Source organism: Actinomadura sp. GTD37 (assembly GCF_041951365.1).
Lineage (GTDB): Bacteria > Actinomycetota > Actinomycetes > Streptosporangiales > Streptosporangiaceae > Spirillospora.
On record NZ_JBGNUS010000001.1, the window covers coordinates 776193 to 789123 of the forward strand.

Sequence of the window (12931 nt, forward strand, 5' to 3'; positions counted from 1 at the left end):
AACGTTGAAAGGTTCCTGGAGGAGGAGACATGATGCGCGTCACGGCCATCGACCACCTGGTGCTCAACGTGCGGGACGTCGAGCGGGCACTGGAGTTCTACGCGGGCCCGCTCGGCCTCCGGGCGGAGCGGGTCGAGGAATGGCGGGCGGGGAAGGTCGGCTTCCCGTCCGTCCGGATCAACGAGTCCACGATCATCGACCTGCTGGACGCTCCGCGCAGCGGGTCCAACGTCCACCACTTCTGCCTCGCCGTCGAACCCCTGGACTGGCGGGAGGTGATCGAGTCCGGCGTGTTCACCGTCCTGAAGGGCCCGGTCGACCGGTTCGGCGCCCGCGGCATGGCGCGGTCCGTCTACGTCGAGGACCCCGACGGCAACGTCATCGAGCTGCGCTGGTACCCCGAGGACGCGGAGGGATGAGCGCCATGACCGGGCAGAGCCCCCTCCCGGCCGCACGGGCCTGGCTCGGCGTCGCCACCATCACGGCGAGCCTCTTCGTCTTCCTCACGACGGAGCTGATGCCCGTCGGCCTGCTCACCCCGCTGAGCGAGAGCCTGGACATCTCCGTCGGGATCGCCGGGCTCATGGTGACCCTCTACGGCGTCTCGGCCGGCCTCGCCGTGACGTTCATCGTGGCGTGGACGCGGCGCGTCAACCGGCGCGTCCTCCTGTCCGCCCTGCTGGTGGTGCTCGCCCTGGGCAACCTGGTCACGGCCGTCGCGCCGAACTACCCGGCGGTCCTGGCGACACGGCTCGTCATGGGCTTCGCGAGCGGCGTGTTCTGGGCGATCGGCGTCAGCATGGCGATGCGCCTCGTCCCGGAACGGCACGCGAGCCGCGCCGCGGCCGTCGTGATGTCCGGCATCTCGATCGCCACGGTCGTCGGCGTCCCGCTCGGGACGATCCTGGAGGACCTCACCAGCTGGCGGACCACGTTCCTCATCTGGGCGGGCCTCAGCCTCCTCGTGCTCCTCGCCGTGGCCGCCGTCCTGCCCTCGCTGCCGTCGGCGAACGCGGTGTCGGTCCGGGAGGTCTTCGGGCTGCCGCGCCACAACGCGCGGCTGCGCCTCGTCCTCACCGCCGTCGTGCTGTTCGTCCTCGGCCACTTCGGCGCCTACACGTTCGTGCGCCCGTTCCTGGAGGACACCGCGTCCGCCTCGCCCGTCTTCATCACCGTGGTGCTGATGCTCTTCGGCGCGGGCGGCGCGGCCGGGAACCTCATCGCCGGATACACGGTGAACAAGAGCCTGCGAGGGAGCTTCATCGTCGGCTCCGCGGGCCTGGTGGCGTCCCTCCTCCTGCTGCTGGCGATCGGCGGAGGCAGGACCGGCGCGGTCATCGCACTGATCCTCTGGGGCGTCTCGTTCGGCGTCGTGCAGCTCTCCCAGGTCAACATGACCCTGGCCGCCGCACCGGAGACCTTCGAGGCCGCGATGTCGCTGAACACGATGGCCTACAACACGTCCATCGCCCTCGGCGCCCTCTTCGGCGGCCTCTTCGCCGACCACTTGGGCGTCACGAACATCGCCTGGTTCGGCGTGGTCCTGACCGGCGCCGCCCTACTCCTCATGTCCACCACCGGCGGCCGCACCTCCGACCCGTCCCCGACGCAACCCGCCCCCGAACTCATCAAGTAGTGACCAGGCCGGACGCCCTGGCCGCCGGGTCTGCCCCGGCGGTCAGGGCTTTCTGCCGCCAAGCCCCTGAACGACCCACGGGACGAGCGACGCGGCGACTTCCGCACACGCCCCGTCCAGGTCGGAGCAAGCACCCAAGCAGTCACCAGTGCTCGACACGAACCACCACCCGGCCCCGTCCCGGAGGGCGGTGACACTCTCCCCGACGCAGGGAACGCGCGGATCGAACACCCGCAGCAGTGGCCGCGATCCGCCGTAGCGGGGCCGGGCCGTCCACCCGCCCCGCCGCAACCGGCGGGCGAGCCGGTCGAGACGCCGGCGCGCCCGCCAGACGTCCAGGAGGGACGGCGCGGCCGGTGGGCGCGGGGGACGCCCGCCCGCCCGCGCCGCCTCCCTCCCCGGGGCCGTCCGGGGGCGGACGGCCCGCTCCGGCGCCGAGCTCACCGGAGGTCTCGCCGAAAGCCGCGCGCCCGCACGGCCTCCCGCAGCAACTCGTCCCGCAACTCCACGGGGTTCGGCCGCATGACGGTCGCGTCCACCCCCGCCGAGGGGTCGATGAGCGTGGCGACGTACTCGCCGAGCCGCCCGTCCCAGCGGCGCGACCGCCATATGCGGTGCCCGGGGAAGTCCTTGCGCAGCCGATCGAGTGCGGGGTTATCGAACGGAATTGTGTCTTCCATGGAAGGTCCTGTAGTCATTCTTGCCGCCTGTGAATGTGTTATAAGAATCACAGCGCGTATGACTGCTGACCAGCAAGATGGTCAGAGGAATGCCCGACCCCCCGGAAGATCAAGGAAACCCGGACACGGGTTTCAGCAAGGAGCCCCCCATGGGAACGAGGAGCGAACCATATGAAGCTCCGGCAATTCAGACATTCGCCACGGAATTGACGGAATGGCGAACGCAAGCGAGTCTCACCCAGACCGCCCTCGCCGAGACCCTCGGCTACACGCCCCAGTGGATCAGCCAGATCGAATCCGCCAAGAGCATCCCGTCCAAGGAGTTCGCGGAGAACCTCGACACGTTCTTCAAGACCAACGGCCTGTTCCACCGGCTGTGGAAGCGCATCATCGACACCCGCCACCAGGCGATCCTCCCGCCCGGCTTCACCGAGTACACGGAACGCGAGGCCGAGGCGAGCCTGGTGCGCATCTACCAGTTGACGCTGGTACATGGGCTTCTCCAGACCGAGAACTACATCCGTTCCGTCGTCGGCCACGAACAGGACCCGGACACGGCCGAGCAACTCGTCGCCGAACGTCTCAAGCGGCAGGAGATCCTCACCCGCGAGAACGCGCCCAACGCGTGGTTCACCCTCGACGAGGCGGCACTCCGGCGCGACATCGCCGGTCCCGACATCATGCGTGAGCAGCTCGCGCACCTGCTCGCCCTGGCCGAGCGCCCCAACATTTCAATCGACGTCGTCCCGATGAGCACGGGGTACTACCCCGGCCTAACGGGAAGCTTCACCACCCTCGGCTTTGCCGATGCACCCGACGTCGTCTACGGCGAGATCGCCGGGCAGGGGATGCTCATCACGGACCCGCGAACCGTCGCGAGCTTCGCGGTAAGGTACAACTCGCTACGAGGTGACGCACTTCGCGTCGAGGAATCGCGGACTCTGATCAAAAGCGTCATGGAGGAGTACGGATGATCCCCACACCGGATCTGTCGGCCGTGAAGTGGCGCAAGGCGAGCCGTAGCGGCCATGAGGGCGGCGACTGCGTCGAGGTCGCGAACGTCCCGCAGGTGGTCGCCGTCCGGGATTCCAAGGACCCGGACGGGCCGAAGCTCGCCTTCACGACCGCCGAATGGCGCGCGTTCGCCCGCCGCATCACGTCCGGTATCCACGACCTGCCCTGACCCCCGAGCGACGAGCCCCTGCCCCTTCCGGGTGGGGGCTCGCTCACACACCTCCATCGCGGAGTCGCGAGTTGTTGCTGATCTCGCAGTAACGTCCGGCTCACTGTCGGGTGAGGCGTTCTCCGTCCAGAAAACGTGGATGCTGCTTGAGAGCGTCTTGGAGGTGCACGGATGATCCCCACACTGGATCTGTCGGCCGTGGTGTGGCGCAAGGCGAGCCGTAGTGGTCATGAGGGCGGCAATTGCGTCGAGGTTGCGGGTGTGGCGCGGGTGGTCGCGGTTCGGGATTCCAAGGACCCGGACGGCCCGAAGCTGGCTTTCACGTCCGCCGCGTGGCGTGCGTTCGCCCACCGCGTCACGTCCGGCGCCCACGACCTGCCCTGACTGCCGACCGAGGAACGTGATGGTCGCGGTCGGTGTGGTCACCCCGGAACGTCAAGGAGCCACTCTGTTGAGATCGGACAGCGGGGTGGTCCGTCACTCGGGAGCGGGCCATTCGTCGGCCAGGAGCGCGTATGAGAGACCGTCGAGCCATCCCTTGGTGCGGTGGAGAGAGTCTCTCACCGTGTGCTGTTCGCGGCGCATCCCAACCCGCTCCATCAGCCGCCACGAGGCTTCGTTGTCGTAGAAGCAGTCCGCGTGCAGGCGGCGCAGGCCAAGGCTTCCGAAGGAGACGTCGATGAGGGCGCGTACCGCTTCGGTGGCGTAGCCCTTGCCGCCGTAGGCGGGATCCAACGTCCACCCGAGCTCTCCTTGGACGTTTTTCGCCTGGTCAGCGACCTCCTCCTGGGCCCAAGCGTCCTCGACCCGCAGCGTCAGATCGCCGATCACCCGGCCGTCCAGTTCGACGATGAGCAGGTCTGCGAGCCGCTCCTCGCGGAGAAAACGCGCACGGTAGTCGTCGTACGTCGTCGTGGCGGCCCCGACCCATTCGTGAATCTCCGGGAGTTGCCGGTAGGCCCACGTCGCGTCCACGTCGTCGGGGGCAGCCCGGCGCAACAGCAGCCGGTCGGTGGAAAACGGCCAGTCCAGCGTGTCCAGAGGGTGGTGCATGGGTTTCATGCTGGCAGAGAGCCGTGGTGGCGCACAAAACGAACGCGGCTGCTGAACAGGCGGTCGCGGTCCTGGATTCCGAGGACCCGGACGGGCCGAAGCTGGCCCTCATGTCCGCCGAGTGGCGCGCGTTCGCCCACCGCGTCCCGACCTGTCCTGACCACCGAGGGTGTTCGGTGTTCGGTCATGACCGAACACCGAACACCGAACACTGTGCGGTGGGTCAGCCCAGGGATGAGATGAAGCCGAGGGTGATGACGGCCAGGGATCCGAGGCCGAATCGGGCCGCCGACCGGCGGGTGGGGCGGGGGCCGTTGAAGAGGACCGCGAGTCCGAGGGGGACGAGCGCGATGCACAGGCCCGCCGCGCCGACGACCGACAGCGGTGTCGTGCCCTTCAGGACGCCGAGCGGCAGGAGCGCCGTGAGCGCCAGGGCGAGGGAGCGCACTGGGCCGAGGAGGCCGGAGCGCCAGGCTCCGGCCGCCAGCACGATCCAGCCGAGCATGATCGCGAACGAGGCGTACTGGAAGATGTGGAATGCCTGGTAGGAGTCGCCGACGGTCGTCGTGGCCGATCGTGATCCCCCTGCGTCGACGAGCCGGAAGGCCAGATGGTCGGCTCCGGCGTGGAACGTGCGGGCGAACAGACCCAGCAGGGTGAGGCCGCCGCCGAGTGCCGCCAGGGTCGGGTGGGCGGTGCCGATGCGGGCGGTCAGGGCGCTCACGGCAGGCCACAGGGCCACGGTCCCGGCCGCGAAGCAGCTGTAGGACGCCGTCATCAGCGCCGGGTGCCGATCGTAGGCGGCCAGCTGGTCGGGGAAGAAGAAGTGGAACCGCGCCCGCAGCACCACCCCGGCCAGCAGCAGGACGGGCCCGAGCAGCAGCGAGGCGCCGGCGAGCCACCGTCCCGGAAACGCGAAGACGGCCTGTGCCGAAGGATGCGGAGAAGACATGGCCACAGGCTGCCCGCGCGGAACCCTCCGGCGAATCGGCGCCCAGCGGACATTCCCGGTTCGGTCTCGCGTGGACGCCGCCCGCCGGAATGGCGGCCCTGTTCTCCCCTGGGATGATCCACTCTGGTCTGATGCGGCCGCTGACCTCGGCGGATAATGTGCGCCCCGTGGACGAAGCCGACTTCGAGGCCGATCAGGCGAGCCTGGTGCGCCGGGGCCGTATGCGCGCCCTCGACGTGCTCCTGGCGGTCGTGCTGGTCGCGGTGATCGTGGTCGTCGCCGGGAACATGCTCAAAGACCGGCCGGACTTCACGCTGCCCTTCCTGGCGTCCTGCCTGGTGGCGGTCGTGCTGGGGGCGCTGGTCGCGGTGCGGCGGCGGTGGCCCCGGCGCGTGCTCGCGGCCGCGGTGGCGGTCTCGTGCGTCGCGACCGTGACCGGCGTGCTGTGGGATCCGTTCCTCGCGCCCGCGCTCGTGCTGTGCACGGTCGCGTCCGTCGAGCATCCGAGGCGGTCGGCCCGCGCCCTCGGCGGGTGCGCGGCCGCCGTGGCCGCCGCGGCGGTGATCGCCGAGGCCGTCCACTCCCGGTACGGCCCCGCGGTCGCCGCCGGGTGGACGGCGGCGGCCTGGCTGCTGCTCGCCTGCGGCTGGCTCGCCGGGCACCTGCTGCGGCGCCGCCGGTGGAACGCGGCGTGCCTGGCCGAGCAGCGGGCGCGCCGGATCCAGGCGGACGAACGGCTGCGGATCGCCCGCGAACTGCACGACGTCGTCACGCACGGCATGGGGCTGATCGCCGTCAAGGCGGGCGTCGCCAACCACATCGCCGGCACGCGCCCGGAGGAGGCCCGCCAGGCGCTTCAGGTGATCGAGACGACCAGCCGCGACGCCCTGGCCGAGATGCGGCGCCTGCTCGACATGCTCCGCCGCGACCCCGCCCCGGGCGCCGACCTCACCCAGCCCGGCATCGAGGGGCTCCAGGACCTGGCCCGGCACGTCCGGGCCGCCGGGGTCGAGGTCGAACTCGCGGTGTCCGGCGAACACCCCCTTCCCGAAGCGCTCCAGCTCACCGTCTACCGGATCGTCCAGGAAGCCCTCACCAACGTCGTCAAGCACGCGGCCCCCACCCGCTGCCGGGCCACGGTGGACGTCTCGGCACGTCAGGTGAGCATCCAGGTGGCCGACGACGGTGCGGGCCGCCCGCCCGTGAAACCGGCGCCCGGCGGGCACGGGCTGGTCGGGATGCGCGAACGCGTCGCGATGTACGGCGGATCCTTCAGCGCCGGGCCCCGCGCCGGGGGCGGCTTCGCGGTCGCCGCCACCCTCCCGCACGGCGGCGACCGGTGAGCGCGCCGATCCGCGTCCTGGTCGCCGACGACCAGGCCCTGCTGCGCGGCAGCTTCCGCGCCCTCATCGAGACCGCCCCCGACCTCGTGGTGGTCGGCGAGGCCGCCACCGGAGCCGAGGCCGTCGAACTCGTCCGCACCCGGCGGCCCGACGTCGTCCTGATGGACGTGCGGATGCCCCACATGGACGGCATCGAGGCCACCCGCCGGATCCACCAGGACGCCGACACCCCGGGCGTCCGGGTGCTCATGCTGACCATGTTCGACCTGGACGCGCATGTCTTCTCGGCCCTGCGCGCCGGCGCCGCCGGCTTCCTCCTCAAGGACACCCCGCCGGCCGACCTCCTGAACGCCGTCCGCGTCGTCGCCGCGGGCGAGGCGCTTCTGGCGCCCACCGTGACCCGCCGCCTGATCGCCGAGTTCGCCCGCCTGCCCCAGCCCGAGCGGCCGCCGCCGCGCGCCCTCGACGGCGTCACCGGCCGGGAGCGCGAAGTCCTCACCCTGGTCGCCCGCGGCCTGTCCAACACCGAGATCGCCGAGCACCTGCACCTGAGCCTGGCCACGGTGAAGACCTACATCGGCCGCCTGCTCACCAAACTCGGCGCCCGCGACCGCGCCCAACTGGTGATCGTCGCCTACGAGTCCGGCCTCATCACCGCCCGCTGACGTCAGGCGGCGTCGGTGAACTCCACCTTCAGCCGGGCGCCGAGGGCGTGCGCGAGCCGGTCCAGGACACCGATCGTCGGAGTCGGGCCGCCTGCCTCCAGCCGGGACAGAGCGGGCTGCGTCAGCCCCGCCCGTTCGGCGAGTTGAGTCTGCGTCAGCCCCAGGGCGATACGGCGCTGCCGGACGGCGTTCCCCAGCTCGAACGCCAGGCGGGCCTCTTCGCGCCCTGCCCGGACCTCGTCATTGTCGCGCCCCGATCCAGGCGCCCACCGCTCGTGTGGGCTGTGCTTCTCCGTCACTTTTCACGCCTCCCGGTTGTATTCCTCCCGTGCATGGCCGTGTTCGGCTTCGCACTGTGCACGTGCTCGCGTCGCTCGCGCAGCCTCAGCGTTCTCTCGTTCCCTGGTCTTGCAGAAGACCGGACTTCAGGCTCGATCTCGATGTCATACAACTCCATGCATCGAACGCTATATGCATCGAACGCTATCAGGCGGCCGGTTCGATGAGAAGGGCCTGGTCGTCAGGTGGTGGACGGGAACGGGGAACGCCCGCCGGTGCGTCCACCGGCGGGCGTTCCCCGTTCTTCGGGTCAGGAGCTGACCTGCTTGGCGTAGACGATCAGGTTGTCCGTGTAGTGGCCGATCTTCTTGTCGAAGGCGCCGCCGCAGGTGACCAGCCGGAGCGACGCGTGGTCGAGCGCCTCGCCGAACACCTTCTCGTGCGGGAAGGCGTCCTTGTCGACGCGCTGGGTGCGCTGCACGGCGAACGTCGCGGTGGACCCGTCCTTGCGGGACACGGAGATCTTGTCGCCGGGCTTCAGGTCCTTCAGCCGGGCGAACACCGCGGCCTTTCCGTTCGCGTCGACATGGCCGAGGATCACCGCCGGGCCGACCTCGCCCGGGGTGACGCCCTCGTCGTACCAGCCGGTGAGGTTCGGCTTGCTCAGCGGCGGCTCCTCGACGCGCCCGTCGGGCCGCAGCCCGATCGAGCCCACCGGGGCCGACACGCCGATCTCCGGGATGGCGATCTTCGTCGGCGGCGACTGGGACAGGGGGTGGACGTTCGACGCGGGCGTGGCCGCGCCCGCCGTCTGCGTTGCCGCGGGCTCCGGGGTGCCCGGCGAGGCGGTGTCCCCGCCCCCGCCGCAGCCGCTGAACAGCAGTCCGATGAGCAGCGCGCCGGTCGCCGCGCCGGCGGCGCGGCGACCGGTGGCCGAAGCTGGGAGTTCCGGCAACGTTACGACCGCTCCCCGGCCGTCCGGCGGCGCAGCACGACGGCGCCGAGGCCGAGGGCCGCGAGCGCGCCCCACCCGGCGGCCAGTAGGCCGGCCGGCGAGCCCTCGTTCCGCGTGTAGGTGCTGCCGTCACCGGTGTCGATGCGGCCGGTCGGGATCTTCGGCGTCGTGGGCTTCAGCTGGCCGGGCTTGCCGGGCTTGGTCCCGCCCTTCTCCGGCCGGGTGGTGAACTTGACCGAGCCGTAGCCCTTGCAGACCACCGTGGCGATCGTCGGGTCCGGCAGGTTCTTGCGGAACGTCCCGGTGGCGGTCCAGATGGTCTTGCCGGCCTTCTTCACCGGAAGCGGGTTCTGCGTGTAGCCGTTGCCGGTGATGGTCACCGAGGTCGGGCAGATCACGTTGAACTTCGTCGTGTAGCCCGGCGCGACGCGCATGCTGGACAGCCGCACCTTGTCGGGGCCGAACTTGAAGGTCGGCTTCGGGTCCTCGCCGCCGGGGTTCTCGGTCGGCGGCTTGGGGGCCGCCACCCACGTGAGCTTGCCGTCCTCGCCCTTCACGCAGTTCAGCTCCATGCCGTCCGCGTCCTTGACGGTCTTGCCGACGTCCTCCTGGGTGCAGGCGTCACCGGCCTTCGGCGGGGTGTCCGCGAAGGCGGGGGCGGCCATTCCGAGCATCATGGAGCCCGCAGCGATTCCCACCGCAGCCAGCCGACTTGCGCGCATTGGTCTTCTCCTCTGTTGGGGGCTTCTCCGTGCCCCGGGCGAAGCGTGATTCGCCCCGTGCAATGGCGGGGGGATGTGCCGCGGGCCGGCGGCTGGCAATGCAGGGCACTCGCAGGACGGTGCCGGGGAGACAAGGAGAATGCTGAATCCGTAGCTTAGCGATGTTCGGCCGCGCCACCAGGGGATATGGGCGGCCACTTGACCGATGTCCGGACATGGACATTCGCGCCGGCCGGGTAAACCTCCGCTCGGCCGCGCCGTCCGCGCCCCTTCAGGTGGGCAGCGGCCGTTCGTCCACGACGTGCTTCATCACGAGTGTGGAGTTCAGCCGCTGCACGCCGGGCAGCGCGGACAGCACATCGTCCTCCAGTTCCTGATAAGCGGTCAGATCGGCCGTGACTATGCGCAGCAGGTAGTCGGGATCGCCGAACAGCCGCTGCGCCTGCACGACCTCCGGGACCCGTGTCACGGCGTCCTCGAAACCGAGCAGCGTGTCCCTGTCCTCCTGCCGCATGGTGACGAATACGAGCGCCTGGAACGTCAGCCCGAGAGCGGCGGCGTCCACCACCGCCCGGTAGCCGCGAATGGTTCCGCTGCGTTCCAGTTCCCGCAGCCGCCGGTGGCAGGGCGAGACGCTCAATCCGATCCGGGCGGCCAGATCCGTGACCGTCAGCCGCCCCTCTTCTTGGAGGACGGCAAGGATTTTGCGGTCGATCGCATCCATGGCGCAGATCCTTCCACGGAGCGCGATATTCCGGGCGAAAGTCGGGAACACCTTCCGGCCGATTGTGATTAGCCTTCCCGCATTGACCCCCATGAGGGAGGGAAATCGTGGCGGCCGGCTCCGTACTCGCCTTCTGGACGATCGCCTTACTGCTCATCGCCGTGCCGGGCCCGGACTGGGCGTTCACCATCGGCGCGGGCCTGCGCGGCCGCTCCGTCGTCCCGGCGGTCGGCGGCCTGGTCGCCGGCTACGCCGCCGTCACCTGCGTCGTCGCGGCGGGCGTCGGCACCCTGGTCGCCGGCTCCCCGTCCGCCCTCGCCGCCCTGACCCTGGTCGGCGGCGCCTACCTCGTCTGGCACGGCGCGACGGCCCTCGCCCGTCCCGCCCCGCCCGGCGCCGTGCCCGAGGCCGGTGCCGTGCCCGAGGCGCGCACCGGGCGGCGAACCTTTCTGCGCGGCATGGGCGTCAGCGGCCTCAACCCCAAGGCCCTGCTGCTCTTCCTGGCGCTGCTTCCGCAGTTCACCGACTCCGGCGCCGACTGGCCCGTCGCCGGCCAGATCGGCGTCCTCGGCCTCACCTTCACGGCCACCGGCGCCGCCTTCTACCTCTGCCTCGGCACCCTCGTCCGGACGGTCCTGGACGGCCGCCCCGCGGCGGGTCTCCTGATCGCCCGCCTGTCCGGCGCCGCCATGGTGGCCGTCGGCGCCTACCTGCTCCTGGACGAATTCCTGCTGTGACGGCGATCAGGACGCCGCGCGAGGCCGCCTGCCGGGTCCGCTCGTACTCGGCGAGGGCGCACGCGGCGCGGGCCGCCGCCCCGGAGGAGGGGCAGCGGCCCGGTGGAGGCGTGCCAGGGTCAGCGGTGGGTGAAGACCGGGTTCCAGGAGCCCGCCCGGTCCGAGCGCTGGTACCCGGTGAGCGGGGTGATCTTCCCCTTCAGCGTGACCAGCAGGAGCCGGTTGCGGAACTCGCCCTTGCCCTTGCACTTCTCGACGTCGCAGCCGAGGGCGAACAGGCGGCTGTCGTCGGCCCACGCCAGGGCCTGCTGGATGGGGAGGACCGCCACCTTCTCGCCGCTGTCCACGTTGGTGACGGTGACGGCCGGGCCGGGATTGGGGCCGAACTTGGGCAGCAGGGTGCCGTTGGGGGACAGGCCGGCCTCTTCCGCGACCTCGGTGGTGACGGCCGTGCCGGACTTGGACGCGGACTTGGACGGTGCCGGTTTCGACTGCTGCCTGCCGTCCAGGTCGTAGAGGACCTTGTCCGGGTCCTGGGCGGTCGGCGCCCAGATCAGCTTCCCGTCCCGGCTCCAGCCCAGGTCCTGCCGGTTGTTCGGGTTGTCGGGCATCCCGGGCAGCGCGTGGAACGCGCCTGCGTCGGCCGCGCCGCCGACGATGTAGTAGCCCGTCCGCGGCGACTTGCCCGGCGGCCGCCCCGCCTGGTCGGGGTTCGAGGAGTAGGACGTCAGGAGCAGCCGGCGGCCGTCCGGCGACCAGGCGAGCCCCCCGACGGGCTTGTCGACCTTGATCCAGTGCGTGACCTTCCGCGTCTTCATGTCGAGGACCCCGACCTTGGACGCCGGCAGGTCGCCCGCCAGGACGGCCGCGCGCTGCATCCCGGGCGCGACGCTGAGGTACGTCCAGTTCGTCTGCTCGTACATGGCCGTCGACGGGTTGTAGAGGTGCCAGGTGCGGCGGAGGACGCCCTGCCCGGCGCCCATCGCCGAGTTGTGGGTGTAGTAGGCGGCGACGGCCATGTGCCCGGCGGCGACGAGGCGGCGCGGGAAGGCGCTGCCCAGGTCGGTGCGCAGGCTCGTGTCCTTGGACAGCGACACCGGCGCGAACGCGACCTCCGGCGTCTGCGGGCGCACCGGCCCGCCGGAGACGAGGACCACGGCGGCGGCCCCGGCGAGGAGCGCGCTCGTCCCGCCGGCCAGCCCGAAGGTGCGGGAGCGGCGGCGGGTGCGTCCGCGCAGCGCGCGGTCGGCGAGGCCCGCGGGGACCCGGGCCTCCTCGGCCCAGTCGTCCAGCGTGCTCTTGACGATCGTGTCGGGCTTCATCGGTGAGCCTCCTCGGGCTTCGGGTCGTTCAGTTCGGGGGCCAGTTCGCGCAGTCGCGCGAGCGAGCGGTGGGTCGTGCTGCGCACCGTGCCGACGCTGCAACCGAGGATCCGTGCGACCTCCGCCTCGGGCAGGTCCTCGAAGAAGCGCAGCACCAGCACCGCCCGCTGCTTGGACGTGAGGCGCGCCAGGGCGCCGCGCACGGTCAGTTTCAGGTCGACGGCCGACGTGGCGTCCCGCACGGCCTCGTCGGGGAGCGCGGCGCCCCGCGTCTCGCGCCGCCGCCGCGTCACCCGCCACACGCTGATCTGCTGGCGGTACATGGTGCGCCGCACGTACGGCTCGGGGTTGTCGACGCCGCTCCAGCGCGCCGCCGTCTTGGTGAGCGCGGTCTGCAGGAGGTCCTCGGCCGCGTGCTGGTCGCCGCCCGCGAGCAGGTAAGCGAGGCGCATCAGCGCGACCGATCTCGTCTCCACGAACTCACGGAAATGCCGCTCTTCCGTGGCATCCATCGTCACCTCCGAATTGCTGTCCCCCTAGAGACGCTCGCGGCGGCTTCCCGCTATGCCTGGGTGCGCCGATTTTCCGGCGGGCGCGTCCAGTGAGCGACGGTGGACGCTCGGTGACCTGCTGGAAGATCGCGCGACTTCCGGTCGTGCCGGTGTTTTGTCATTCGGTCG

17 protein-coding genes and 1 pseudogene are annotated in these 12931 nt (G+C 71.0%); 9 read left to right on the forward strand and 9 right to left on the reverse strand.

Annotated elements, in window-relative coordinates; genetic code table 11:
- The first annotated feature begins 29 nt into the window (after nt 1–29).
- On the forward strand, nt 30–419 hold the full coding sequence (locus tag ACA511_RS03715; protein WP_375022600.1) for a VOC family protein: 390 nt from the start codon (nt 30–32) through the stop codon (nt 417–419).
- Nucleotides 416–1636: an MFS transporter gene (locus ACA511_RS03720; RefSeq protein ID WP_375022601.1), complete on the forward strand. Its 1221-nt coding sequence runs from the start codon at nt 416–418 to the stop codon at nt 1634–1636. Before ACA511_RS03715 ends, ACA511_RS03720 begins: the two co-directional genes overlap by 4 nt.
- A 440-nt stretch (nt 1637–2076) precedes the next feature.
- On the opposite strand, the gene ACA511_RS03725 is transcribed toward ACA511_RS03720, so the two are convergent.
- Entirely contained in the window at nt 2077–2316 is a 240-nt protein-coding gene (locus tag ACA511_RS03725; RefSeq protein ID WP_375022602.1) for a hypothetical protein, read from the reverse strand.
- Nucleotides 2317–2465: 149 nt separating this feature from the next.
- Between ACA511_RS03725 and ACA511_RS03730 the strand changes: the two genes are divergently transcribed.
- From ACA511_RS03730 to ACA511_RS03740, 3 genes are all read left to right on the forward strand, one after another.
- Nucleotides 2466–3290, forward strand: a complete 825-nt coding sequence (locus ACA511_RS03730) for a helix-turn-helix domain-containing protein (protein ID WP_375022603.1) — start codon at nt 2466–2468, stop codon at nt 3288–3290.
- A complete protein-coding gene (locus tag ACA511_RS03735) occupies nt 3287–3499 on the forward strand; it encodes a DUF397 domain-containing protein (RefSeq protein WP_375022604.1) in 213 nt (70 codons plus the stop codon). Before ACA511_RS03730 ends, ACA511_RS03735 begins: the two co-directional genes overlap by 4 nt.
- Nucleotides 3500–3670: 171 nt before the next feature.
- On the forward strand, nt 3671–3883 hold the full coding sequence (locus ACA511_RS03740; protein WP_375022605.1) for a DUF397 domain-containing protein: 213 nt from the start codon (nt 3671–3673) through the stop codon (nt 3881–3883).
- 93 nt (nt 3884–3976) lie between these two features.
- On the opposite strand, the gene ACA511_RS03745 is transcribed toward ACA511_RS03740, so the two are convergent.
- Nucleotides 3977–4552: a GNAT family N-acetyltransferase gene (locus ACA511_RS03745; protein WP_375022606.1), complete on the reverse strand. Its 576-nt coding sequence runs from the start codon at nt 4550–4552 to the stop codon at nt 3977–3979.
- A gap of 26 nt (nt 4553–4578) precedes the next feature.
- Between ACA511_RS03745 and ACA511_RS03750 the strand changes: the two are divergent.
- A pseudogene (locus tag ACA511_RS03750) lies at nt 4579–4686 on the forward strand (DUF397 domain-containing protein); the annotation flags it as partial.
- A gap of 89 nt (nt 4687–4775) precedes the next feature.
- Here the strand turns inward: ACA511_RS03750 and ACA511_RS03755 are convergent.
- Nucleotides 4776–5504 (reverse strand): hypothetical protein, encoded by a 729-nt coding sequence (locus tag ACA511_RS03755; protein WP_375022607.1) that lies wholly within the window; start codon nt 5502–5504, stop codon nt 4776–4778.
- A gap of 167 nt (nt 5505–5671) precedes the next feature.
- On the opposite strand from ACA511_RS03755, the gene ACA511_RS03760 reads away from it, so the two are divergent.
- Together ACA511_RS03760 and ACA511_RS03765 are read left to right on the forward strand one after the other, a co-directional pair.
- Complete coding sequence (locus tag ACA511_RS03760) at nt 5672–6847, forward strand: sensor histidine kinase (RefSeq protein WP_375022608.1); 1176 nt, start codon at nt 5672–5674, stop codon at nt 6845–6847.
- Nucleotides 6844–7512, forward strand: a complete 669-nt coding sequence (locus tag ACA511_RS03765; RefSeq protein WP_375022609.1) for a response regulator — start codon at nt 6844–6846, stop codon at nt 7510–7512. Before ACA511_RS03760 ends, ACA511_RS03765 begins: the two co-directional genes overlap by 4 nt.
- Nucleotides 7513–7514: 2 nt before the next feature.
- On the opposite strand, the gene ACA511_RS03770 is transcribed toward ACA511_RS03765, so the two are convergent.
- The 4 genes from ACA511_RS03770 to ACA511_RS03785 all read right to left on the reverse strand — a co-directional run bounded on the left by ACA511_RS03770 (nt 7515) and on the right by ACA511_RS03785 (nt 10192).
- Nucleotides 7515–7811: a helix-turn-helix domain-containing protein gene (locus ACA511_RS03770; protein WP_375022610.1), complete on the reverse strand. Its 297-nt coding sequence runs from the start codon at nt 7809–7811 to the stop codon at nt 7515–7517.
- 290 nt (nt 7812–8101) lie between these two features.
- On the reverse strand, nt 8102–8746 hold the full coding sequence (locus ACA511_RS03775; protein ID WP_375022611.1) for a class F sortase: 645 nt from the start codon (nt 8744–8746) through the stop codon (nt 8102–8104).
- Between the two features lie 2 nt (nt 8747–8748).
- Complete coding sequence (locus tag ACA511_RS03780; protein ID WP_375022612.1) at nt 8749–9411, reverse strand: hypothetical protein; 663 nt, start codon at nt 9409–9411, stop codon at nt 8749–8751.
- 328 nt (nt 9412–9739) lie between these two features.
- Nucleotides 9740–10192 (reverse strand): Lrp/AsnC family transcriptional regulator, encoded by a 453-nt coding sequence (locus ACA511_RS03785; protein WP_375022613.1) that lies wholly within the window; start codon nt 10190–10192, stop codon nt 9740–9742.
- A 107-nt stretch (nt 10193–10299) separates the two neighbouring features.
- Between ACA511_RS03785 and ACA511_RS03790 the strand changes: the two genes are divergently transcribed.
- The gene (locus ACA511_RS03790; protein ID WP_375022614.1) at nt 10300–10929 is read left to right on the forward strand and encodes a LysE family translocator; all 630 of its coding nucleotides are present in this window, start codon (nt 10300–10302) and stop codon (nt 10927–10929) included.
- 119 nt (nt 10930–11048) lie between these two features.
- On the opposite strand, the gene ACA511_RS03795 is transcribed toward ACA511_RS03790, so the two are convergent.
- A complete protein-coding gene (locus ACA511_RS03795; protein ID WP_375022615.1) occupies nt 11049–12251 on the reverse strand; it encodes a hypothetical protein in 1203 nt (400 codons plus the stop codon).
- Entirely contained in the window at nt 12248–12763 is a 516-nt protein-coding gene (locus ACA511_RS03800; RefSeq protein WP_375022616.1) for a SigE family RNA polymerase sigma factor, read from the reverse strand. Before ACA511_RS03800 ends, ACA511_RS03795 begins: the two co-directional genes overlap by 4 nt.
- Nucleotides 12764–12931 lie beyond the last annotated feature (168 nt).

Bases quoted from the DNA above. Each gene is read 5' to 3' on its own strand.
- ACA511_RS03715 (WP_375022600.1), top strand. From the start codon at position 30: ATGATGCGCGTCACGGCCATCGACCACCTGGTGCTCAACGTGCGGGAC.
- ACA511_RS03720 (WP_375022601.1), top strand. From the start codon at position 416: ATGAGCGCCATGACCGGGCAGAGCCCCCTCCCGGCCGCACGGGCCTGG.
- ACA511_RS03725 (WP_375022602.1), bottom strand. From the start codon at position 2,316: ATGGAAGACACAATTCCGTTCGATAACCCCGCACTCGATCGGCTGCGC.
- ACA511_RS03730 (WP_375022603.1), top strand. From the start codon at position 2,466: ATGGGAACGAGGAGCGAACCATATGAAGCTCCGGCAATTCAGACATTC.
- ACA511_RS03735 (WP_375022604.1), top strand. From the start codon at position 3,287: ATGATCCCCACACCGGATCTGTCGGCCGTGAAGTGGCGCAAGGCGAGC.
- ACA511_RS03740 (WP_375022605.1), top strand. From the start codon at position 3,671: ATGATCCCCACACTGGATCTGTCGGCCGTGGTGTGGCGCAAGGCGAGC.
- ACA511_RS03745 (WP_375022606.1), bottom strand. From the start codon at position 4,552: ATGCACCACCCTCTGGACACGCTGGACTGGCCGTTTTCCACCGACCGG.
- ACA511_RS03755 (WP_375022607.1), bottom strand. From the start codon at position 5,504: ATGTCTTCTCCGCATCCTTCGGCACAGGCCGTCTTCGCGTTTCCGGGA.
- ACA511_RS03780 (WP_375022612.1), bottom strand. From the start codon at position 9,411: ATGGCCGCCCCCGCCTTCGCGGACACCCCGCCGAAGGCCGGTGACGCC.
- ACA511_RS03785 (WP_375022613.1), bottom strand. From the start codon at position 10,192: ATGGATGCGATCGACCGCAAAATCCTTGCCGTCCTCCAAGAAGAGGGG.
- ACA511_RS03795 (WP_375022615.1), bottom strand. From the start codon at position 12,251: ATGAAGCCCGACACGATCGTCAAGAGCACGCTGGACGACTGGGCCGAG.
- ACA511_RS03800 (WP_375022616.1), bottom strand. From the start codon at position 12,763: ATGGATGCCACGGAAGAGCGGCATTTCCGTGAGTTCGTGGAGACGAGA.